This window comes from Bdellovibrio sp. HCB274, assembly GCF_047306075.1.
Classification (GTDB): Bacteria; Bdellovibrionota; Bdellovibrionia; order Bdellovibrionales; family Bdellovibrionaceae; genus Bdellovibrio.
Map to the genome: position 1 here is coordinate 1,126,129 of NZ_CP178623.1, position 21,660 is coordinate 1,147,788.

Consider the following 21,660-nt stretch of genomic DNA (forward strand, 5'->3'; position numbering starts at 1 on the left):
TGTACTTTTGCGACCGACCGTAAGAAAACCGTTAACTAACCAAGGAGTTTTGTAGTGGCGTTTCATGTGCACAGCGACAAACCATTTTTTGATCTAGTGATTGGCGATAAAACTTATTCTTCATGGTCCATGCGCGCGTGGCTGGTGGCGGTTCAATCGGGACTTCCATTTAAGGAAATCAACATCAAGCTTGATGACAAAAATACATCAGCACAAATTGCCAAGTACACCGACTCGGGAAAAGTTCCGGTACTAAAACAAGGTAAGCGTGTGATTTGGGATTCTTTGGCGATTGCTGAATATCTGAACGAACTTTCCCCTGAAGCACAGCTATGGCCCGAAGACGCGGGCACTCGCGCCCTGGCACGCAGTTACGCCGCTGAAATGCATTCAAGCTTCTCAAATCTTCGCACAAACCTAAGCATGGATTTAAAACGCACTCAGCCGGTCAAACATTTGACCGATGGAACGCGCGCGGAAATCAACCGCATTATCAAAATGTGGAAGGACGCCCTAAAGGTCAGCGAAGGACCTTTCCTGTTTGGCGAGTTCTGCATTGCTGATGCGTTTTTTGCGCCCGTAGTTTTTCGTTTTATTAATTATGGAATTAAAATCAACGATCCGATGATTAAGCAGTACATGAAAAACATCCAGGATCATCACGGCGTGCAGTTTTGGATGGCGGAGGCCATGCAGGAAAAAGCAAAGCCCATCGAGTTCAAATAGCAGAAATAAAAAAGGCCTCCCGAACAGAGGCCTTTTGCTTTTTTAACCCAGGCGGCATCCTTCTTTAGCAGCGATGCGCGGGGCTTTGTCCAGGATTCGTGACATGCAGGCACCTTCGGTTTTAAACGCAGACTTTTGCGTTACTTCAATTTTGAATTCAGGGGAGTGAGCTGGAGAGAAAGAAATGAAAGCTCCCATGATGGAAAGTCCGACAATGCTTAAAGACAATACTTTGATCATTTGATTTCCTTACCCGTTACTAACAGCTGATTAATTTATCGGCCGAAACCAGCCTGGACCAAAGGTGTATTTGAAAATTTCTTAGACGAAATATTCAAGATTTAGTCTCAAAATGAAACATCACGGGGGACCTCAATGAAATACGCTCTGGCAATTTTCACGACCGCATTCGCCATCAATGCTAACGCCATGGTTTTATTTGAACCCATGGTGGCCTATGAGGTCTCAGGCTCCACAAATATCCAATACACGCCAGCAGGTCAGGCCCTTGAAGGAGTTGCCAAGCTGGATGGCCAAAGTTCAGACAGCATTTCCTACGGAGCACGATTGGGATGGGTCTTTGGGAATGGCGCGTGGATAGCAGGCGAGTACATGGCGGCCTCCGGCGGCAAGATTAAATACGACACCCACGAAGATAAATTTGAACGCGAATCCATCGGTGCAGATTTAGGGATGTGGATGGGGCGTTGGAATTTGTGGGTGGGATATAACTTTACCGACAAATTAAACATCACTCAGCCGAATGCCACCAAGAAAGATGAAATCACTGGAACAGCGGTTCGTGCGGGGATTGGGTTTTTGGTATTCAGGCATTTATCCATTAACGTCGAAGGTGCCTATCGCACCTACACTGAAGGCAAGTCAGAATCAGATGCGGTCTATCAGAATATGCCCCAGTACGTAGATAAGTATAATCAAACCACCGTGACCGCGGGACTTTCGATTCCGTTCTAAAGGTACGCCGTACCTTTTGGGGGTGCGGTGCGATACAATACTTAAATATTTTCGATTTTCCCAGCGATCTCGTCGATCTCCATAAGTCGTTTTGAATCCGGCGGTAAAGAGGCGTGCGCATTTAAAATCACTGCCGTAACTAATTTATCCGCGGAATAAGCTTTCTCTTCAATTTTACTAATGGAATGAAGTTGCACGATGGCTGCTCGCGCCTCCGTAGCCCATTTCGTATAACTTTCCTGAGTCAGCTTGATGGTCTGAATGGAGTAGGTCGCAAAGGATTTGTGATCGCGAGTCTTAGCGTCGACCGAAGCTTCGTTGGTCAGCGCATCTGTGATCACGTTTGCAAAGAAGTTTCCGGTGCCATCAATCCAGCGCTTGTAATAAGTCTTGGAAAGGATGCCGTCGCCAAAGTTCACCTGACCATCGAAGGTGGACTTCACACGAAGTTTACCAGTCACTTTGATCAGCCCCAGGTTTTCAAGCTTCACCAGATATTTATCGACCGACAACTTTGTTAGCTTATAGCGCTCCGCAATTTCCTGGGGCGTTTTGCCATCGTGAATTTGCATAAAGAACGCCAGATAGTTCATGTTCTTAACCAGAAACTTTTGCTGCTCATCAGAAAGGCGGGTCGGACTTTGTGAGGCTTTTGCATTCGCGGACAGGGCATGCAAATCGGATAAGTTCAGTTCCAGAATTTCGCAGATTCTAAAAAGATCGTTCAGACCCAGATCATGATCGCCCATCCAGCGTTTGATGGTGGGAACTGAAACTTCCAGCTCCTCCGCCAGGTCTTCGTAAGTCATCTTGCGTTTTTTAAGCTGATCCTTAAGAACAGATTTTATTTTTTGAATCTGAATATCCATAGTCATCACTCCAGTGCTGGTATCCTTCGCCGAATTCTTTTTCCAAAATGGCGATGTCTTCAATTGAAGGACCTGAGAAAAACAGCCAATGAATTAATGCTTTCATACTTCCTCCTTTTTCAGTGGGGTGGGTGTGAAAGCAGAATCGTCTGTAAAAAGCAGTCCGACAAGAGGCATTCAGAAGGTATCATTTTTTGAAACTAAAATGCAAGTTTCGGATCAAAAAGTGATTGATAGGATCTATTAAAGATACTTAACTGGAAAAAGAAAAGGGGCTTTATTGCTAAAGCCCCTCTAAAAGAGTTTTGATTTTGTGAAAGCCTAACCCGTGATCAAAGGCAGGATCTCGCGACGATGATTCACACCCAAGTACGTGTAGGAGCTCTCAAGCGCACCATACACACCATAACCTTGAGTCGTGCCAACCTCATAGTCTGCTGGCTGCATGCCCATGGCCTGCATGATTGTGATCAATAGCTGATTGTAAGGGCGGCCGCGTTTGTAAGCGCTCTCATCACCACCAATTGGACGGCGAGTAGAACCATACGACGGACCGTAATCAATGTGACGACCTGGCTTAAGAAATCCACCAGCACTACCAGCTAACAACACCGGATTGTTCACAGAGTTGTGGGCATTCGTGTTCTTGGTTGTACCTTGGTCATTGCCCCAGAAAATCAGGGAATTATCCAGGTAAGTCGCTCCCGTGTTAGTGTCTTCCACCGTATTCATATTAGTTAGGAAGCGCGCCACGCGATTAGCAAAGAAAGTCATCATAGCAAGCTTCATCGCGCGAAGCTCATCAGTGCCTGCGTGATTGATGTCCTCATGGAAACGATTTGAACCCGTGATACCTGGAACGAAGTTCACCGAACCACTGAAATAGTCGTATACGTGCATCATCAAAGTAGCCACTTGGATTTTGCCGCATTTAACACCCACTTCAATCACATCAAACATCTGGTCAATCACCACCTGGAAATCCGCAGGATTTGAAGATTTCGTAGGGGAGCTTGTCGGACCACTTGGTGAGGTGCACGCAACCGGAGTTGGTGCCGGAGTCACGATGCTGGAATTTAATTTCTTTTGCAGGTCCGTGATCAAGGCCATGTGTTGTTCAACGCGGGCCAAATCATCTTTGGACAGACGGCGATTCGAACGCAGGGCCGAGTATTCAGCATAAACTTTATCAGCCACCAGGATATCACGACGAGTAAGCTTGTTCGGATCAGCAGTCGGCGTGGTTGGAGAAGTTGTCGTCCCAAACATGCTTGAGAAAACTGCAGATGGGTTGAATTGTCCCTGAACGTATTGTTTGTTCAGAACACTCATTTGCGACGCCCCATTGTAGTTACCGTCATCGACAGACTTCACATACAAATTTAACGGCGAGCCGCCGTACAGGAATTTCGCAATAACCTGGTCAATACTGGAAACCGCTTCACTGACCACACCACCAGTCAACATACACTCGGCATTGTGATTCGGAGTTTTTGAAAGTGGATCCAGACGGGACAGGATTGTCAGCTTCGAACGAAGCGCATCGAACTGCGTATTTAAAACCGGTGACATCGCGCCTGGAATGGCCGACAAAGCCACTTGGCGGGCGTAAGTTTGCGACTCAGTCCAATTGAACTTGGCTGGATCTGGCAACCAATGCTCAACGGCCTGACAGTGACCATTGTGAATGGCGATAAAGCGTTTTTTTAGATTAGGACCCGTTTGTGCTTCCGCGTAAGGCAGCATGGAAGGCAGAAAAGGCAGGGCCAAAGCAAAGGTCCCGGATCCTCTTAAAAACTGGCGACGTGATAACTTATTCCAATGCATACGAACCTCTTAAAGGGCCCCACGTTTACGCAAACGGAAGTTTGCATCAAACGCTGGCGATTTAATCATATTTAAAATTGTACCTGGGTAGTCACCGCTCGAGCTCGGTTTTGACGGGTCCGTCAACTGCGAGAAGCTGGTGTTCATAGAGCAGTTATCCGCAGCCGTGATCGCACGACCCATCGTATAAGTACCCCATTGCTTAACCATACAAGCCGGACCACGGGAAGAGTTCGCAATAGCGTGAGCCATTTCTGCAGGGCCATTCACTTCAGGGTCGTTTGCGGATTCAATATTTGGTTTCACGCGGGCATTCACTGGGTGAGTGGCAAGCACTTTTCCAGTTGAATCATAAATGCTTTCGACTGTGCGGTACTTACCGAAGGCGTTGTAGTTCTCCAGAACAAATCCCATGGGATTGATCAGGGAGTGACAAGCCTGACAGCGAACCGGTGAAGTGCGGGTTTCAATTTGCTGACGTTGTGACTGCGATGGATCTGGTACTGGTGGAGCAAACAGATCCTTTTCATCCGGTCCAATTGTTGGAAGCGGAATGGAGTCACAAAGAATATTTCTGCGCACCACAAGTCCACGATGCACCAGGCTTGTATTGTCGGTCGGGCTGAACATAAAGCCCACGCGGCTCATAATCCCTGCGCGTTCTGCATTTGAAAGTGCCACACCTTTCGCAGCACCGTAGATTTGCGTTAACGCATTACCTTGCGTGAAGGTGTCTGTTGATGCCATCAAGTGTTTATAAGTACCAGCCACTGTGTAAGTGAAATAGTTTGTGAAGTCTTTCACCTCTTGAATCGCTTCGGGCTGAATAGAAGCGCGCGGTACGTTGCCTAAGAACCAAGTCGAGTGATTCGAAGACGGCATACGGTTCACACCCAACCACTGGCCATAGAATTCGCCAACGTGCTCTTTGGATTCAGCAGTTGCAAACACGCGATTCACCACCGTTTTGTAGCCATCAGCTGTAGCCAGTGTGCCATTCGCGGCATCAGTCAACAGGGCGTTGTCGGGGCCACGGCCTGTTGCCAGGAACGCAATACGGGAAGCGAGTTCATAGTCAGTTAGTTTTACCAGGTCTTCGCGGCCGTTAACCGCCGTACCGTTGATTTCAACTTTATAGATGAAATTTGGAGACTGCAGGATCGCCATAATCGCAACCGTTAAGCCGTCAGTCAGATTTCCACCGAACTCAGAATTATAAAGATCCTTGTAAAGCTGTTTCTCTGACGTCGTCATCGGGCGGCGGAAAGCCATTCGACCAAAACCATTAAAGAAGTTATTCCAGCAGGTATCGGTCATGCTACTGCAACTGCCCATTGCCGAAGATCTCCAAGTGGAGCTTGCAGCGAAAAGACCGGCGATTTTCTTTGCCAAAGTCATGTGCGCTTCGATGTGGGCTGCTGATACGGACATGTCCGTTGTATCAAACACGCCAGTCACGACGTCTGCTGGCAAATTATCGATATCTGTTTGCAAGGAATCGATGGAAACCTTTCCATAAGAAAGGACTTTCATCGTTTGCAGGTATTCACGACGCGACATACGGCGCAGATCACGAATCCCTGGGTCTTCACCCGGTTGGCAGGCGAAGTTGTTCGCTGGCACCGGCGAAGTTGTCGGTGAAGGAGACGGAGAAGGTGATGGCGACGGCGACGGCGAAACAGTCGGCGATGGACTTACCGTTGCCGTTGGTGACGGAGAAACCGTCGGAGAAACTGTTGGTGACGGAGAAGGGTTCACAGTTGGAGACACCGTAGGCGAAGGAGAAGCCGTCACAGTTGGTGAAGGAGACGGCGACGGTGTCGGAGTAGTTGTGCCTGGAGAACCCGGATTCAGTGCCAGAGCAATAAGCTCCAACTGAGAATCTGCAAGTGCTTGGAAGGCAAACATCTGCGGAGTGTTGGCAATCGCAGTTTTGATATCAATTAAGGATTTACCGGATACCGTGGAGTTTTCGAAAGCTCCGTGGCAGCCCGCACAGTTCTGTGCGTAGAGCTGTTTACCAGCGGTGACGTCTGTAGACTCGTCTACATATTCAGGTTGATTGGTGCCTTCAATGCCCTGCAGGCTACTAATAACCGTAAAGCCCTCGCCACAGTTTTGAAACGAAAAGATCGTTACCGTGGCACCGACAAGTAAAGCGGCAGGTTTAACGCCAATACGTTTAAATTTAGCGATGATGGTCTGTTTCAATTTCATCCCCCAATACCGGAACACGACTCATTTTTAAGAATAGCAGAGGGGTTTGGAGTCAGAACCAAATCTTTGTCATTTGACTCAATTCAAGCCGAAGTCTGGACGAAGGGGTGCGGTGTTTCCCGGGGATTACAAGGGAGACACATGGAACGTCAAAAAAGTGCCCACTTTTTAAGTACTTAAGTAGGTATCGGTCATCCTCCGCGAGACAGCTTTTCACGCACCAAAGGGACGACTTTATTGCCGTAAAGTTCAATGCATTTCATCAAGTCTTCATGGGGTAAAGTGCCTAAGCTGTACTTCAAATCAAAGCGTGCAACGCCAAGATACTTGATCGTGGTCGCAATCTTATTAGCGACTGTTTCAGGGGAGCCGACATACAATGAACCCTCCGGTCCAATTTGATGTTCAAACTGCTCTTTCGTGATTGGTGGCCAACCGCGATCACGGCCGATGCGATTCATCATCGTGCGATAGTGGGGCCAGATGGTTTCTTTCGCTTCCTCGTCAGTTTTTCCAATAAAGCCGGGGGAGTGAACCCCGATTGGTTGAGTCTTCTGATTAAACTGAGTCAGGGATTTATAATAAAGATCCACAAAGGGTTTAAACTGCTTCGGATCACCGCCGATAATTGCCAGCATCAACGGAAAACCATAGTGAGCCGCTCTAAGCACCGATTTTGGAGTTCCACCCACACCGATCCAGGTGCGCAGAGGTTTGTTTTCCGTCTGGGGAAAAACACTTTGATTCGCAACTGGAACGCGGGTGTTGCCACTCCAGTTCACCGGATTGCCTTTTAGAATTTGCGCGAACAGATCCAGCTTTTCTTCGAACAACTCTTCGTATTGCTCTAAATCAAAACCAAAAAGCGGGAAGGACTCGATAAAAGAGCCACGCCCCATAATCACTTCCGCGCGCCCATTTGAAATCGCATCTATGGTGGAAAATCTTTGAAACACACGAATAGGATCATCTGAACTTAATACTGTGACGGCAGAGCCCAGGCGAATCTTTTTAGTTTGCGCGGCAATCGCAGCAAGAACGGTTTCAGGAGCTGAAACTGCAAAGTCATCGCGGTGATGTTCGCCGACGCCGAAAAAATCCAATCCCAACTGATCAGCCAAAACACCTTCGGCCACCACGTTGCGAATGACCTGAGCCTGGGGCAGGTTTTTACCATTAAGGTCCTGAGTGACATCGCCAAAAGTATCCAGTCCCATTTCGATTTGTGCTGCCATGATAGAACTCCTGCTCGCTTAGGAAAATTGTAGCGGGTGAACGGCATAATTGAAATTGTAAATGTACACAAAAGCGATAGGATTTAGCTATTGAGGTCGAGATGTCTTACTGCCGCGCTATCAAGCATATGTCCGAAGAAAAATGTGCGATCCATAAACCCTACCACGATAAATCCTATGGTTTTCCGATTCATGACGACAATGAATTGTTTTGCCGTTTGATTTTGGAAATCAACCAGGCGGGGCTTAGCTGGGAAACGATTCTTAAAAAGCAGGATACTTTCCGTAAGGCCTATCATGGCTTTAATATCAAAAAAGTGGCGGCATACAAGGCAGCCGATCGCAAACGCTTGATGAATGATCCTGGAGTTATTCGTAATCGCCTTAAGATCAATGCGGCGATTGAAAACGCCAAAACCATTTTAAAGCTGCAAAAAGAACACGGCTCTTTCCAAAAGTGGTTAGCCTTGCAACATCCTCTTTCTAAAGCTGAATGGGTAAAGCTGTTTAAAAAGACTTTCAAGTTCACGGGTGGCGAAATTGTGAATGAATTTCTGGTAAGTGCCGGTTATCTGGCTGGTGCCCATGATAAGAATTGTCCCATCTACAGTAAGGTGCTAAAAGCAAAACCCCTGTGGAGAAAAGCATGACGTCCCCGGATTCTTTATCTGAAATGATCAAAGCCATTCAAAAATTCTGTGAAGAGCGGGACTGGGATCAATTCCATCCGCCAAAAGATCTGGCCATCGGGATGTCCACTGAGTCCAATGAACTTCTGGATCTATTTCGCTTTAAGTCTGAAGCCCAGATTCAGGAAAAAATGCAGTCGGCAGAGTTTAAAGAAAAAGTATCTGACGAATTAGCAGACGTTTTCTTTTTCGTGCTAAGATTTGCGCAATTAAATCAGATCGATTTGACAACAGCAATGCAGCGAAAGTTGCAAAAAAACGCTGCCAAGTACCCTGTGGAAACTGCAAAAGGTTCCAATAAAAAATATAACGAATGAAACAATCCGCGCACTACATTCAGCTTTGGCTCTTTAAGTTTGGCACTTTTTTATTGGGGTGCATGACGTGCTTTTTCTTCCAGGCACAACTGGAATTTTCGGTGGTGGCGTCTGCGGCATTAACGGGCCTACTAGGGACTTTCATTCCTGATACCAAACGAATTGAAAGCACTCATGTGCATGCAAATATCTATATGGGCGCTTTTGTGGCCATGGGCTCAAAAATCACTCAGCAGGGGTTTTGGCAAATTCTGTTGGTTTCTGCTATCGGCAGTCTTATTTATCTGGTCATGAGTCAGTACTTCAAGGGCATGGGTGGTCGTTTGGGGCTGATCGCCTTTATCTCGTCACTTCTGGGACTGGCGTTAAAGGTGATGGTATGACACTCGCAGGAGTCATGGCCGTTTCGGTGGTCAGCGCGCAGACGACTTATTTTTTAATTCACAAAAAACACTGGCCCACAGTGCGAGCTTCGGCATTTCCAACTTTGCTGTTTGTGGTTTTCCTGCAGCTTTCAGGAATCAACTGGGATGGGGCACTTCAAGGAGCTTTCTTTGGAGCCACCTTTGTCGGCATGACTGATAAATCCCGGTTTGGCTGGAAAAGAGTGCTGATTGCCAGCATAGTTTATTCCATGGTCTTTACTTTTCTAATTCCCTTAGCAAAAGGAATCGGCGGGGGGTTAGGGACGGCAGCTTTTGCGTCCTGTGCCGTTGTTTATTTCCTGGTAAAACTGGCTAAGAAATTACCGGGTCCGAAGGGACTGCTACCCAAGTAAGCTTCTAAGAAACTGTACTGTGCAGGACTTAGCGGAGTTTGCTTGATGTTTTAATTCCCAGCTGCTTTCCTTTAAGGCATGGAAAACAACTATTTCGCATCACCATTCGCCGGAAAAACTCTAAAAGAACAAACCACTCATCCAAACATTATTGTTGGCGAGCACAGCTATTATTCCGGCTACTATCATGGTCACTCTTTTGACGAGTGCGCCTGGTATCTTCCGCGCGATCGCAGTGATGTGGATAAGTTGATTGTGGGTAAGTACTGCTCGATCGGTTCCGGCGCAGCTTTTTTAATGGGCGGCAATCAAGGCCATCGTAAAGAATGGATTTCCACTTATCCGTTCGCGTTTATCACCAACAATCCGGTTTTTGCATCTGCGCAAAATTCCTATCGTCCTGCAGGCGATACCGTGATCGGTAATGACGTGTGGATCGGAACCGAAGCGATGATTATGCCAGGCGTGCGGATCGGGGACGGCAGCATTATCGGTGCCAGAACCATGGTGGCAAAAAATGTCGAGCCTTATTCCATCGTCGTCGGCAGCCCCGGTGAAGTCGTCAGAAAAAGATTTTCAGATCCAGAAATCTCGATGCTTGCTGAAATGAAGTGGTGGGACTGGTCTGATGACATGCTGAAAGAAGCCATGCCGATTCTGACCAGCAACGAAATCGTGTCGCTGTATCGCTATTGGGAAAAACGCAAAGTTCAGGCGCCCGCCAGCGCCTTGTAAGCACCTTTACGTAAATTAATTCCGTACTCCAAGTAGGCTTTCATGGCGCAGATCATCTGCGACCAGCCCATGCAGTTGCCATAGGAGGCACTGATGCCTTCATCGGAGTCGGCCCATCCGGTTTCAATGACCTTCACTTTGGTTTCCTGGGCATTTAAAGATTCAAAATGAAATTCCACGCTATTCCAGCCCCCCGCTGGGTTTGGCCATTCAAAGACAATCAACTTATCCTGTATAACTTGTTTGGATTTAACCGAAAAAGCACCGGGAAAATCAGCGAATTCCCACTGTACGGTTTCGCCTTCTTTCAAAGGTGCCGAGGCTTGCTTGGTTACAAAGTACGAGTTGATTTTCTTATTGTCATAAACGGCATTAAAAACTTCAGTAACGGGTTTTTGGATAATAATCCATACTTCGAACTTTGGAATCATCGCGGCCTCCCTGAAGAATTAATCATTGATCGAAATATGAATCCTTGTAAAGTGAATCCATGACATCTTTTGCCCAGCAACTTGAATGGATTGAAAAAAACTTTCGCGAGATCAAAGACTCTGAACAAGTGTCATTGGAGCTGAAATATGCGACCGCCGACAACTTCATGCAGCGGGATGTGTATGAAGGCTTTGATCGCTGTTTTGTTTCTCCGGTCGCATATGAAATGTTCATGCGGGCTTGTGATAATCTTAAGAAGAAACATCCAACTTTGAAGTTTCTTATTTGGGATGCGCTTCGTCCGCGCAGTATTCAGGCTGAATTTTATAAACATCTGGAAGGCACGCCTTTTCAGAATTATGTGGCGCCACCGTTTCCGGGGTCGTTGCATAATTTCGGTATGGCCATGGATTTAAGTCTGCGCGAGCGTGACGGGGATTACTTGGACATGGGGACGGGCTTTGATGATTTCCGCGATCTGGCTCAGCCAAAATTAGAACCTCAGTTTTTAAAATCGGGTGAACTTTCAAATTTGCAGTTTAGCAATCGCATGATTCTAAGAAATCTGATGGAAAATGAAGGTTTCAAAGTTCTGGAGCACGAGTGGTGGCATTTCAATGCCTTGCCGAAAGATCAAGTTCACGGCAAACATCCGATTCTGGAATAGTGCTGCAGTTAAAAAAATAGCCCTGGGAATGAAGGGTTTCACCAGGGCTTAGAGGGACTCTTGTTCTTAATGAACTAATGTTTTTTTAAGGGAAGAGCGAAGCAACATCATTACGCACAAGTGCACGCTAACACGAGTTAAAAGTCCGTAAGATATCCTTAAATTCTATTAAAAACTCGTCATAAAATTTGAGCTCATTATCTGGTCAAAACTGCGACTGCACTTGTTTTGATGCGTAACATTATCGACGTCATCAAGTCCAGTGGTGCCCGCGGTGTCCACCAGCATTAAAATTGCCCGGCTTAAGTAATTGAAAATACTAAGCAAAAAAGCCCGGTTTTGGGCCCGTAAAAATTCTTATTCCTCACCTTGACGGAATGGCATCCGAACCCACATTTATCCTGTGTTATTCAAGCTTTAATTAATAAATTACCACGGTATTGGCTGACACTGGGATGATTACGAAATCCAGGTGGGCATTTAAGGAGAAATCAAACATGGGTAAAATTATTGGTATCGACTTAGGGACGACAAACTCATGCGTCGCTATTATGGAAGGCGGAGAAGCCAAAGTTCTTGTGAACGAAGAAGGCGCTCGCACAACTCCATCGGTTGTGGCTTACACTAAAGACGGTGACCGTCTTGTGGGTCAAATCGCTAAACGTCAAGCGGTGACGAATCCAGAGAATACAATCTACTCTGCGAAACGTTTCATCGGTCGTCGTTTCGAAGAGATTTCTGAAGAAATCAAACTGGTTCCTTACACTGTTGTTGCTAAGGGCAATGACTGTGCTTTCAAAGTTCAGGGCAAAAACGTATCTCCAGAAGAGATCGGTGCTGCGGTTCTTGGTAAACTTAAAAAAGTTGCGGAAGACTATTTGGGCGAGCCGGTAACTGAAGCAGTTGTTACTGTTCCAGCATACTTCAACGATGCTCAACGCCAGGCTACTAAAGACGCTGGTCGTATCGCAGGTCTTGAAATCAAACGTATCATCAATGAGCCGACCGCGGCGGCATTGGCGTACGGTATGGATAAGAAAAAAGAAGAGAAGATCGCTATCTTCGACTTCGGTGGTGGTACATTCGATATCTCCATCCTTGAAGTTGGTGACGGTGTAGTTGAAGTTCGTTCGACGAACGGTGACACGCACTTGGGTGGTGACAACTTCGATACAGTTATTTTGGAATGGTTGATCACTGAGTTTAAAAAAGACCAGGGCATCGATCTTAAAAACGATAAAATGGCTCTTCAACGTTTGAAAGAAGCGGCTGAGAAAGCAAAAATTGAACTTTCCTCTGCACAAGAGACTGAAATCAATCTTCCGTTCATCACGGCAGACCAAACAGGTCCTAAGCATTTGCAAACGAAATTGACTCGCGCAAAATTCGATCAAATGACTGAAGACCTGGTAAAACGCTCTATGGAGCCTTGCCGTAAAGCTTTGGCTGATGCTGGCATGAAAGCTTCAGAAATTGACGAAGTTGTATTGGTGGGTGGTTCTACACGTATCCCTTCAATCCAAAAAGCAGTTAAAGAATTCTTCGGCAAAGAGCCAAACCGCACAGTGAACCCGGATGAAGTTGTTGCTATCGGTGCAGCAGTTCAAGGGGGCGTACTTGCGGGTGACGTGAAAGACGTATTGTTGCTGGACGTAACTCCGCTTTCATTGGGTATCGAAACTTTGGGTGGTGTGATGACTCCGCTTATCGAGCGCAACACGGCGATTCCTACTAAGAAATCTCAGGTGTTCTCGACGGCAGCTGATAACCAACCTGCTGTGGACATCCACGTTCTTCAAGGTGAGCGTAAGATGGCTGGCGACAATAAGACACTAGGTCGTTTCGAACTAGTGGGTATTCCACCAGCTCCACGTGGCGTTCCTCAAGTTGAAGTAACATTCGACATGGACGCGAACGGTATCTTGCACGTATCTGCGAAAGATATGTCTTCTGGTAAAGTTCAGCAGATCAAGATCACTGCACAAAGTGGTATGTCTGAAGCGGAAATCAAACAAGCCGTTGCAGATGCTGAAGGTCACGCAGAAGAAGATAAGAAAAAAGCAGAGGCAGTGACGAACAGAAACAACCTGGACAACCTGGTTTACCAAACTGAGAAGTTGATCAAGGATTCTGGTTCACAATTGCCAGAGGCTGAAGTTAAAACTGCGAACGATGCAATCGCTGATGCTAAAAAAGTTCTTGAGAACAAAGGCGCATCTGCTGACGAGTTGAAAGCAGCTTTCGACAAGCTTCAATCTTTGACTCACACAATGACTTCTGAGCTTTACAAAAAGCAAGGAGCTCAGCCAGGTGCAGACGGTGCAGGCCCACAAGGTGGCGGCCAACCAGGCGGCGAGAACAAAGGTGGCAACGACGACGTGATCGATGCTGACTACAAAGACGTAAACTAAGTTTGTGTCGAACTACTTGTAAAAAACCAAAAAGCCCCTGGGGAAACCCGGGGGCTTTTTTTTGGTGCCAGGTCCTGTTCCTTATCGCAGCGCATTTGCTTCTGCAAAAAGGTACGGACTTACCTGCAAAGGTACAATCCTACTTGCGAAGTAAGTCCGTACCTTTTGGTGTTAGCGTTTTTTGAATGGGGATTTGCGGGAGGCTGGTTTTGCTCCCGCGGATTTGCCTTGAGTGGGCTTGCCTGCTGTCGGTTTGCCGCCAGCTGGTTTCCCTGAAGCGGATTTTGAAAAAGACGTCTTCCCAGCTGGAGCTTTTCCGTTTGCAGGTTTTCCGTGGGAGGGCTTGCCCGCTGAAGGCTTGCCGGAAGCGGGTTTTTTATCGCCAGTTTTAGGGCCAAGGTTTTTGCCTGGAGCTTTTCCTGGCTTGCCTTGAACTCGTGGATGCGAATTGTACTTCGCGCGATCCACAGTGGCATTTTTGCGGCCTTCCAGTTTATTGATCAACGGCTCGTCACGCTCAGTAACCAGATTTACCACAGTACCTTGACGACCGGCGCGGGCTGTACGGCCAGCACGGTGCAGGTAATTTTCCATTTGTTTCGGCAGGTGGTAGTTGATCACGCGGTCTACGTTTTCGATATCCAAACCACGTCCCGCCAAATCAGTGGCGACCAGGAATTTGATTTCGCCTTTGGTGAATTTTTTTAAATTGGCGCGGCGGTCGTTTTTTTCCATTTCGCCACGATAAAGTGCGACTGGATAACCTTTGGCTTCCATTTCCTGGGCAAGCTTATCGCATTGCTCACGGGTGTTAGCGAACAGGATAGTGCCGCCATCGATTTTTTGTTTTAGCAGACGATCCAACTGCTCCCAGCGGTTGCCATCTTTTACTACCAGGTTTTTCGTCGTCAAAGTTTTAACAACTTTACCACTGCCAGAACTTTTAATGATCTCAGCATTCGAGAAAATTTCCTCGATCAAATCCTGCACATTTGCTGACAGGGTTGCAGAGAAAAGCGCGGTTTGTACGTCCTGGGGACACGCATAGTAAATCTTATTGGAGATATCCAGGAATCCCTGATCCATCATCTGATCGGCTTCATCAAATACCAGCATACAAACATCAGTCAGGTTGATTTGATCAGCATCCATCAATTGGGACAGGCGGCCCGGAGTTGCAAGCAGAATCTCAAATACGCCCGAAGTGTTGCGACGAGCTTGCTCCATCGCCATTCCCCCTAATGCAGGGCGAACGCGCAAACGCGTGTCATGAGTCAAAGATTTAAATACTTTAGAAACCTGTTCACCCAGTTCACGCGTGGGAACCAGAACAACAGCGCGCGGGGAGGATTCTGCAGTGACCGGATGCCCCTCGTCTTCCAAGGCTTTTAGTAAATGCAACATCGGTAGGGCATAAGCCAAAGTTTTACCGCTGCCTGTTTCGGAAATGCCCACAGCAGATTGACCACTCATCAAAAGCGGAATGGTGTTTCGCTGGATTTCAGTGGGTTTTGTAATACGCAATGAATTAAGAGTTTTGGTAAGGGACGGAATCAGGGCAAAGTCTGCAAAATTATTCATGGGATCACTCTATCATACTCTGCAGTGGGGCCAATCTGAATTGTGCCGGGTTATGTTAACTTCTGCTCTGACGCGCATTTGCTACCAAAAGTAAGTCCGTACCCTTAGAATTTGGGCATTATTTACAGTGAGGAATTGATGGCAATTGAAGTGAAGCATTTCTTTGACCCCGCGACGTCGACGGTGACCTATGTCGTGCACGATCCAAAAAGCCTGGATGCGGTGGTGATTGATCCGGTTTGGGACTATGACCCGGCGGCTTCCAAGCTATCCAACAAGTCCTCCGAAGCAGTATTGGCTTATATCAAAGAGCAAAACCTGACTCCGCGTATGATCCTTGAAACTCACGTGCATGCAGACCACGTAACGGGCGCACAGTTTTTTAAAGCACACTTTCCGGAAGCGCCTCTTTGTATCGGCGAGCGTATCACGACCGTTCAAAAGATCTGGCGTGATATGTATGATCTCGATGAAAAGACCACAGACATCCAAGGCAAGGTTTTTGATCGCCTGTTAAAAGAAAACGAAGAAGTCAGCGCCGGGACTTTAAAGTTTAAAGTTTTCTTCACTCCGGGACATACTCCCGCTTGTTCGTCGTATCTTTTTGAAGATGCTCTGTTTACCGGGGATGCGTTGTTTATGCCGGATTCTGGTACTGGCCGTTGTGATTTCCCCGGGGGCTCGGCCAAGGAGTTGTACAACTCCATTACGAAAAAAATTTATGCCCAGCCGGAATCCACACGCATTTTCGTCTGCCATGACTATCAGCCTGGTGGGCGCGAGTTCATGTGTCAAACATCCGTCGCTGACGAGAAAAAATCCAACATTCAGTTAAACGCCGAAACCACAGAGGCGCAGTACATCGAGTTTCGCACCAAACGGGATGCAACATTAGCGACGCCGAAATTATTGCTGCCAAGTTTGCAGATCAATATCCGTGCGGGACATTTGCCTGAAGCGGATGCAAGTGGAAAAAGATTTTTGAAAATTCCCGTGGTCGACTAAGACTCACAAGGAGAGGCACATGCAGGAAAATATCATGATGGCTTTAGCGGGGGGCGCAACTATTGGTATTGCGACTTCATTGTTGCTTGTCTTAAACGGGCGCGTAACTGGTGTCAGCAATATCCTGAATGGTTTATTGGATCGAACTCCCTATGAATCCGAATGGAAGTGGTTCTTTGTTTTGGGAATGTTTTTCGCAGGACTTATTTTGAATCAGTTTCGGCCTGAATTTTTCGAGGTCAATATCAACCGGTCTTCGATCATGATTTTGATTGCAGGCCTGCTTGTCGGATTCGGAACACTTATGGGGAGTGGTTGCACCAGCGGTCACGGAATCTGTGGGATAGCGAGACTGTCGCCCCGATCCATTGTTGCGACGATTTGTTTTATAGTTGCGGGGATGTTGATGGCGAATTTCCTGCGCTGGATTGTGGGGTTGTAGAATGAGAAAATTACTTGATGCCCGCAACTGGTCAGCGCTCGTGGTGGGATTTCTATTTGCTGTGGGGTTGGGTATTTCAGGGATGACTCAGCCGAAAAAGATTTTGGATTTTTTAACTTTCGGTGCGGGCTGGGATCCAAGTTTGCTTTTTGTAATGGTGGCAGCGGTTCCGGTGCACATGATTACTTACCGACTGATTCGCGGTCGTAAGACGCCGCTTTTGGATACACAATTCTTTCTTCCAAAAACCAAGGAAATCACGAAACCACTGATGGTGGGGAGTGTGATTTTTGGATTGGGATGGGGACTTGGTGGATACTGCCCAGGGCCGGGGTTGGTTTCCTTGGGAACTGGTTCTGTCACTGCAATTGTTTTTGTCTTCAGTATGATGTCAGGAATGCTCGTTTATCGCATGTACGAAAGATGGAATGAAGTGCGCAAAAAGAATTGACCGATAATCAAATGAGAATAGGATAAAAGCTCCCTCTGAAGGAGATGTTTTATGCACAATGAAGTTTATCCTATCAATCCTTCCCTTGAAAAAAATGCACTGATTACGCCGCAAAAATACAAAGACATGTATCAGCAGTCAGTGCAGGATCCCGAGGGCTTCTGGTCCAAAGAAGCAGAACGCCTGCACTGGTTTAAAAAATGGGACAAAGTTAAAAACACTTCCTTCAATAAACCTGTCAGCATCAAGTGGTTCGAAGGTGGCAAGCTAAACGTCGCTTACAACTGCATCGATCGTCACTTGGCAACGAAGGCTGATAAAGTGGCTTTGCTTTGGGAAGCTGACGACATCAATACTGTTTCTAAAAAAATCACATACAAACTGCTTCATCAGGAAGTTTGCCGCTTTTCCAATGTTCTAAAAAAGATGGGCGTTAAAAAAGGCGACGTTGTAACGATCTATATGCCGATGATCGTGGAATCCGTTTATGCGATGCTTGCTTGTGCGCGTATCGGTGCCGTACATTCCGTTATCTTTGGGGGATTTGCTCCTGATTCCATCAGTGATCGCGTGTTGGATGGAAAATCAAAATTCATTATCACCGCAGATTCTGGCTTCCGTGGTGGTAAAACCATTCCATTGAAAGACAACGTCGACAAGGCCGTGGTTAAAGCGGGCATCGTTGAAAAAGTTCTGGTTGTTAAATACTCAAACGTCGCTGTGCAAATGAAAGAGGGCTTGGATGTCTGGTACCACGACATGGTTCAAGGGGTCAGTGATCAGTGCGAGGCAGAACAAATGGATGCAGAAGATCCGTTGTTCATTCTTTATACTTCAGGCTCGACCGGAAAACCTAAAGGTGTCTTGCATACAACGGGTGGATATCTTTTGTGGGCAAGTGTTACTCACCAGTACGTTTTTGATTATCACGATAAAGATATTTACTGGTGTTCGGCCGATGTCGGCTGGGTGACAGGGCATAGTTATATCGTTTACGGGCCGCTTGCTAATGGCGCGACGACTTTATTTTTTGAAGGCATTCCGAATTATCCAACACCGTCACGTTTTTGGCAGATCGTGGAAAAGCACAAAGTTAATTTGTTTTACACTTCACCAACGGCTTTGCGTTCACTGATGCGTGAGGGAGAAAAATGGGTGAAGGACTGCGACCGCTCTTCCTTAAGAATTTTAGGAACAGTGGGGGAGCCAATAAATCCTGAGGCTTGGGTTTGGTATTACGAAGTTGTCGGCGATAGCCGCTGTCCAATTATGGATACCTGGTGGCAGACCGAAACGGGGGGCTTCATGATCACACCGATGCCGGGGGCGACGCCGCTTAAGCCGGGCTCTGCGACCTTGCCGTTCTTTGGAGTGCAGCCGCATTTGCTGACGCCAGAGGGTAAGAAAATTGACGGTGCAGGCGAAGGAGTTTTGGCAATCGCTGATTCCTGGCCGGGGCAGATGCGCACCGTTTACGGAGATCACAAACGTTTTGAAGAAACTTATTTCTCGACATATCCGGGTTATTATTTCACTGGTGACGGCTGCCGTCGCGATGAAGATGGTTATTACTGGATCACGGGCCGCGTGGATGACGTGATCAATGTATCAGGGCATCGTCTGGGGACTGCGGAAATTGAATCCGCTTTGGTTGCAAATCACAATGTGGCTGAAGCCGCAGTGGTGGGTTATCCTCATGATATCAAGGGGCAGGGCATTTACGCCTATGTGACTTTGAAAACGGGGATTACGGCGTCTGAGGAGCTTCGTAAAGAGCTGATTCAGACCGTTCGTAAGGAGATTGGCCCGATTGCGACCCCGGATCTCATTCAGTGGGCGCCTCGATTGCCAAAGACCCGTTCGGGCAAAATTATGCGTCGGATTCTTAGAAAAATTGCCGAAAATCAACCAGATCAGCTGGGTGACATTACAACGCTTTCTGAGCCAGGCGTGGTTCAGGAGCTTGTAGACAACCGCATGAACAAGTGATAGGTTCCCGGGCATGACTACACGCATGATTGTACTAGTAATGATGGTTTTGGGCGCGGCATTTTCTCGTATTATTCCGCACCCTTGGAATTTCACAGCGATCGGTGCCATGGCTCTTTTTGGTGGCGCTTACTTCAACGACAAAAAAATGTCGATGCTGGTTCCGATGGCGGCACTTCTGATCAGCGATTTGGCGTTGGGTGGAATTCACTCCACGACTTTGTTCGTTTACGGTGCCTTCGCCTTGATCGTGATGATGGGTTGGTTCTTAACTGAAAATAAATCTGTGGCTCGCATCGGTGGATTGTCATTGGTTGCAAGTTCTGTGTTCTTCCTGATTTCAAACTTCGGTGTTTGGATCATGGATGGAATGTATCCAGTAAACTTCCAAGGTTTGGTGGCTTGCTACGTGGCTGCGATTCCATTCTTCGGCAACCAGGTTGCTGGTGATTTGTTCTTTAGCGGTGTGATGTTTGGCGGATACGAGCTTTTGAAAAAGTACGTTCTGTCTCCAGCTGCTAAAGCTGCTTAAGATATTCTTTTAGAATCTGATTAAAAAATGAGTTCGATAAAGCTGGGCCTGCATAGGCCCATTTTAAATGGTAAGGTCAACTTCCCTCTGTGCCTGGCACCGATGGTGGGGCTGACTCACGTGGCTCTTCGCGAAGTGATGCGTGAATACTTACCCCAGGATGCCTATACCATCTGGCCCACTGAAATGCTGAACTCGCGCCGTATTCCTGGCGAAAATCTTGCGACCACTCCCGAAACCATGCGTGCTGCCCACGAACCAGGTTTGGTTCCGCAAATTCTTGGTAACGAAGAGGACGCCATCGCTGAAAGTGTTAAGCGCCTGGTAGAGTGGGGTGCCGAGGCGATTGACATCAACATGGGTTGTCCCGTGCAAAAAGCATTAAAGCATAACTACGGTGTCGCTTTGATGGGTGATCCCAACTATGCCGCGGAAGTGGTGCGCATGACTGTCAAAAACTCGACGGTTCCGGTCAGTGTAAAGTTGCGCGCTGTGGGCTCAACCAAGGAATTAGATGAATTATTGTCCTTCGTTTCTGGATTAAGAAACTCGGGTGCTGCGTGGGTGTGTTTGCATCCCCGCACGGCTGCGCAAAAGCGTCGTGGCTGGGCTGATTGGGAGCAGATCAAGCTTCTGCACTCGGCAGTGGATTTCCCTGTTATCGGTAACGGTGACGTGCAAACTGTTGAAGACGCAATGCTAATGCTTAAAGAAACCGGCTGTGACATGGCGATGGCAGGCCGCGGGCTTGCAGCTCGTCCGTGGATGCTGTGGCAATTGGGTGAAGAGCTTGGCTTTGCGCCACCTACGGGTAAAGAAGGACTTAAAGCTCCGCGTACCTCTGAAGAAGAAGGTGCCGAATACGGGCGAGTGCTGATGAAACTAATCGAACGCAGTCGTCATTATTTTGGCGAGGACCTGGCCATGAGAAAAGTGCGCTTCTATGTGCGCACAACCAGCGTGTGGCTGGCTTTCGGTAATGCCTTAACGGGTGTGTGTGCGAAAGCTCGTAACGTCGATGAGATGCTTGAAGGCGTCGCAAAATTCTTTGCAGTTCCCCATGAAATGTCCCTTAGAACTGAACTTCGTCAATAGGTACGGACACACTTTTGGTAACAACCGCGCGTCACCAGTGACGCATGTTTGCTACCAAAAGTGTGTCCGTACCTATTGCTTTTTGAAAACCCAGTACGGGCTTTTTGCTTTAATCACTTTTAAATTATATTTTTGCGCAAGGTAGGCCATGGTTTTTTCCGAGAAGAAAGAAACATGGGTCAGGTCGCGACGATAGTGCCAGTCATGGAAGTGCGCTTCACCTTTGTGGGCCGAAGTCATTACCGCCAAAGCTCCACCGGATTTTAAAACGCGCAGTTGGGATTCGATGTCGATCTTGGGGGTTTGTAAATGCTCCCAAACTTCGGTGCTGGTCACGATGTTATAAGATCTTCGTAAAGCATCCTGATCGGGTTGGTAGTACAAATCGTAATTGGTAACAGCATAGTCTTTTGCAACAAAGCAGGCGCCCAGAAAAGCTGTTGGACCACAACCGTAATCCAAAAGCTGCATCTCTTTGGGGGATTTTCCAGCCTTCGCTGTGAACTCTTCCACGTCCTTCATCAAAGGCGACAGGAATGCGCGATAGCCGGCCTGATCTTCGTTTTGGTGAAGGTCATAGCGGGCTTTTTCCTCGACAGCACTCATGCGTTCCTCAGGCGCCATAAAAATCAAATCACAGTTAATACAGTGATAATAACTTCGCTCAGGTTTTTTCACGACCTTGAA

General features: G+C 47.3%; 24 protein-coding genes. 15 read left to right on the plus strand and 9 right to left on the minus strand.

What is annotated here, in order from left to right; translation table 11 throughout:
- The first annotated feature begins 54 nt into the window (after positions 1 to 54).
- The gene (locus tag ACLWNV_RS05525; RefSeq protein WP_413586919.1) at positions 55 to 726 is read left to right on the plus strand and encodes a glutathione S-transferase family protein; all 672 of its coding nucleotides are present in this window, start codon (positions 55 to 57) and stop codon (positions 724 to 726) included.
- 42 nt (positions 727 to 768) lie between these two features.
- Here ACLWNV_RS05525 and ACLWNV_RS05530 read toward each other — a convergent pair whose 3' ends face one another.
- Positions 769 to 966 carry a hypothetical protein gene (locus ACLWNV_RS05530; RefSeq protein ID WP_413586920.1) on the minus strand — a complete coding sequence of 66 codons (198 nt, stop codon included), beginning with the start codon at positions 964 to 966 and terminating at the stop codon, positions 769 to 771.
- 135 nt (positions 967 to 1,101) lie between these two features.
- Between ACLWNV_RS05530 and ACLWNV_RS05535 the strand changes: the two genes are divergently transcribed.
- Positions 1,102 to 1,701, plus strand: a complete 600-nt coding sequence (locus ACLWNV_RS05535) for a hypothetical protein (protein ID WP_413586921.1) — start codon at positions 1,102 to 1,104, stop codon at positions 1,699 to 1,701.
- A gap of 41 nt (positions 1,702 to 1,742) precedes the next feature.
- Here the strand turns inward: ACLWNV_RS05535 and ACLWNV_RS05540 are convergent, their stop codons facing one another.
- The 5 genes from ACLWNV_RS05540 to ACLWNV_RS05560 form a co-directional block, all read right to left on the minus strand.
- Positions 1,743 to 2,570: a helix-turn-helix domain-containing protein gene (locus ACLWNV_RS05540; protein WP_413586922.1), complete on the minus strand. Its 828-nt coding sequence runs from the start codon at positions 2,568 to 2,570 to the stop codon at positions 1,743 to 1,745.
- Positions 2,533 to 2,676 (minus strand): hypothetical protein, encoded by a 144-nt coding sequence (locus tag ACLWNV_RS05545; protein ID WP_413586923.1) that lies wholly within the window; start codon positions 2,674 to 2,676, stop codon positions 2,533 to 2,535. The genes ACLWNV_RS05540 and ACLWNV_RS05545 overlap by 38 nt, the downstream gene beginning before the upstream one ends.
- 215 nt (positions 2,677 to 2,891) lie before the next feature.
- Positions 2,892 to 4,397, minus strand: coding sequence for a DUF1552 domain-containing protein (locus ACLWNV_RS05550; RefSeq protein WP_413586924.1), 1,506 nt, complete (start codon positions 4,395 to 4,397; stop codon positions 2,892 to 2,894).
- Between the two features lie 9 nt (positions 4,398 to 4,406).
- The gene (locus ACLWNV_RS05555) at positions 4,407 to 6,614 is read right to left on the minus strand and encodes a DUF1588 domain-containing protein (protein WP_413586925.1); all 2,208 of its coding nucleotides are present in this window, start codon (positions 6,612 to 6,614) and stop codon (positions 4,407 to 4,409) included.
- A 191-nt stretch (positions 6,615 to 6,805) separates the two neighbouring features.
- Complete coding sequence (locus tag ACLWNV_RS05560) at positions 6,806 to 7,849, minus strand: LLM class flavin-dependent oxidoreductase (RefSeq protein WP_413586926.1); 1,044 nt, start codon at positions 7,847 to 7,849, stop codon at positions 6,806 to 6,808.
- Between the two features lie 101 nt (positions 7,850 to 7,950).
- Here ACLWNV_RS05560 and ACLWNV_RS05565 point away from each other — a divergent pair, with 101 nt between their 5' ends.
- The 5 genes from ACLWNV_RS05565 to ACLWNV_RS05585 all read left to right on the plus strand — a co-directional run bounded on the left by ACLWNV_RS05565 (position 7,951) and on the right by ACLWNV_RS05585 (position 10,368).
- Positions 7,951 to 8,499 (plus strand): DNA-3-methyladenine glycosylase I, encoded by a 549-nt coding sequence (locus tag ACLWNV_RS05565; protein ID WP_413586927.1) that lies wholly within the window; start codon positions 7,951 to 7,953, stop codon positions 8,497 to 8,499.
- Positions 8,496 to 8,855 (plus strand): nucleotide pyrophosphohydrolase, encoded by a 360-nt coding sequence (locus ACLWNV_RS05570; RefSeq protein ID WP_413586928.1) that lies wholly within the window; start codon positions 8,496 to 8,498, stop codon positions 8,853 to 8,855. The genes ACLWNV_RS05565 and ACLWNV_RS05570 overlap by 4 nt, the downstream gene beginning before the upstream one ends.
- 62 nt (positions 8,856 to 8,917) lie before the next feature.
- Positions 8,918 to 9,238 (plus strand): hypothetical protein, encoded by a 321-nt coding sequence (locus ACLWNV_RS05575; protein ID WP_413586929.1) that lies wholly within the window; start codon positions 8,918 to 8,920, stop codon positions 9,236 to 9,238.
- Positions 9,235 to 9,633: a hypothetical protein gene (locus tag ACLWNV_RS05580; RefSeq protein ID WP_413586930.1), complete on the plus strand. Its 399-nt coding sequence runs from the start codon at positions 9,235 to 9,237 to the stop codon at positions 9,631 to 9,633. The genes ACLWNV_RS05575 and ACLWNV_RS05580 overlap by 4 nt, the downstream gene beginning before the upstream one ends.
- Before the next feature lie 78 nt (positions 9,634 to 9,711).
- Positions 9,712 to 10,368 carry a CatB-related O-acetyltransferase gene (locus tag ACLWNV_RS05585; RefSeq protein ID WP_413586931.1) on the plus strand — a complete coding sequence of 219 codons (657 nt, stop codon included), beginning with the start codon at positions 9,712 to 9,714 and terminating at the stop codon, positions 10,366 to 10,368.
- Here ACLWNV_RS05585 and ACLWNV_RS05590 read toward each other — a convergent pair.
- Entirely contained in the window at positions 10,344 to 10,799 is a 456-nt protein-coding gene (locus ACLWNV_RS05590) for an SRPBCC domain-containing protein (protein ID WP_413586932.1), read from the minus strand. The two genes, ACLWNV_RS05585 and ACLWNV_RS05590, sit on opposite strands and share 25 nt — an antisense overlap.
- Before the next feature lie 59 nt (positions 10,800 to 10,858).
- Here ACLWNV_RS05590 and ACLWNV_RS05595 point away from each other — a divergent pair, with 59 nt between their 5' ends.
- Positions 10,859 to 11,467, plus strand: coding sequence for a M15 family metallopeptidase (locus ACLWNV_RS05595; protein WP_413586933.1), 609 nt, complete (start codon positions 10,859 to 10,861; stop codon positions 11,465 to 11,467).
- Between the two features lie 497 nt (positions 11,468 to 11,964).
- The gene (gene dnaK / locus ACLWNV_RS05600; protein WP_413586934.1) at positions 11,965 to 13,878 is read left to right on the plus strand and encodes a molecular chaperone DnaK; all 1,914 of its coding nucleotides are present in this window, start codon (positions 11,965 to 11,967) and stop codon (positions 13,876 to 13,878) included.
- Positions 13,879 to 14,049: 171 nt separating this feature from the next.
- Here the strand turns inward: dnaK and ACLWNV_RS05605 are convergent, their stop codons facing one another.
- Complete coding sequence (locus tag ACLWNV_RS05605) at positions 14,050 to 15,459, minus strand: DEAD/DEAH box helicase (RefSeq protein WP_413586935.1); 1,410 nt, start codon at positions 15,457 to 15,459, stop codon at positions 14,050 to 14,052.
- 138 nt (positions 15,460 to 15,597) lie between these two features.
- Between ACLWNV_RS05605 and ACLWNV_RS05610 the strand changes: the two genes are divergently transcribed.
- From ACLWNV_RS05610 to ACLWNV_RS05635, 6 genes are read left to right on the plus strand one after another with little or no spacing between them, the layout of a single operon-like run.
- Positions 15,598 to 16,464 carry an MBL fold metallo-hydrolase gene (locus tag ACLWNV_RS05610; protein ID WP_413586936.1) on the plus strand — a complete coding sequence of 289 codons (867 nt, stop codon included), beginning with the start codon at positions 15,598 to 15,600 and terminating at the stop codon, positions 16,462 to 16,464.
- 19 nt (positions 16,465 to 16,483) lie between these two features.
- Positions 16,484 to 16,906, plus strand: coding sequence for a YeeE/YedE family protein (locus ACLWNV_RS05615; protein WP_413586937.1), 423 nt, complete (start codon positions 16,484 to 16,486; stop codon positions 16,904 to 16,906).
- A gap of 1 nt (position 16,907) precedes the next feature.
- A complete protein-coding gene (locus ACLWNV_RS05620) occupies positions 16,908 to 17,357 on the plus strand; it encodes a DUF6691 family protein (protein ID WP_413586938.1) in 450 nt (149 codons plus the stop codon).
- A gap of 51 nt (positions 17,358 to 17,408) precedes the next feature.
- Positions 17,409 to 19,346, plus strand: coding sequence for an acetate--CoA ligase (gene acs / locus ACLWNV_RS05625; RefSeq protein WP_413586939.1), 1,938 nt, complete (start codon positions 17,409 to 17,411; stop codon positions 19,344 to 19,346).
- A 13-nt stretch (positions 19,347 to 19,359) separates the two neighbouring features.
- A complete protein-coding gene (locus ACLWNV_RS05630) occupies positions 19,360 to 19,878 on the plus strand; it encodes a DUF6580 family putative transport protein (protein ID WP_413586940.1) in 519 nt (172 codons plus the stop codon).
- Between the two features lie 27 nt (positions 19,879 to 19,905).
- Entirely contained in the window at positions 19,906 to 20,973 is a 1,068-nt protein-coding gene (locus ACLWNV_RS05635; protein ID WP_413586942.1) for a tRNA-dihydrouridine synthase family protein, read from the plus strand.
- A 72-nt stretch (positions 20,974 to 21,045) separates the two neighbouring features.
- On the opposite strand, the gene ACLWNV_RS05640 is transcribed toward ACLWNV_RS05635, so the two are convergent.
- Entirely contained in the window at positions 21,046 to 21,597 is a 552-nt protein-coding gene (locus ACLWNV_RS05640; RefSeq protein WP_413587623.1) for a class I SAM-dependent methyltransferase, read from the minus strand.
- Positions 21,598 to 21,660: the final 63 nt, after the last annotated feature.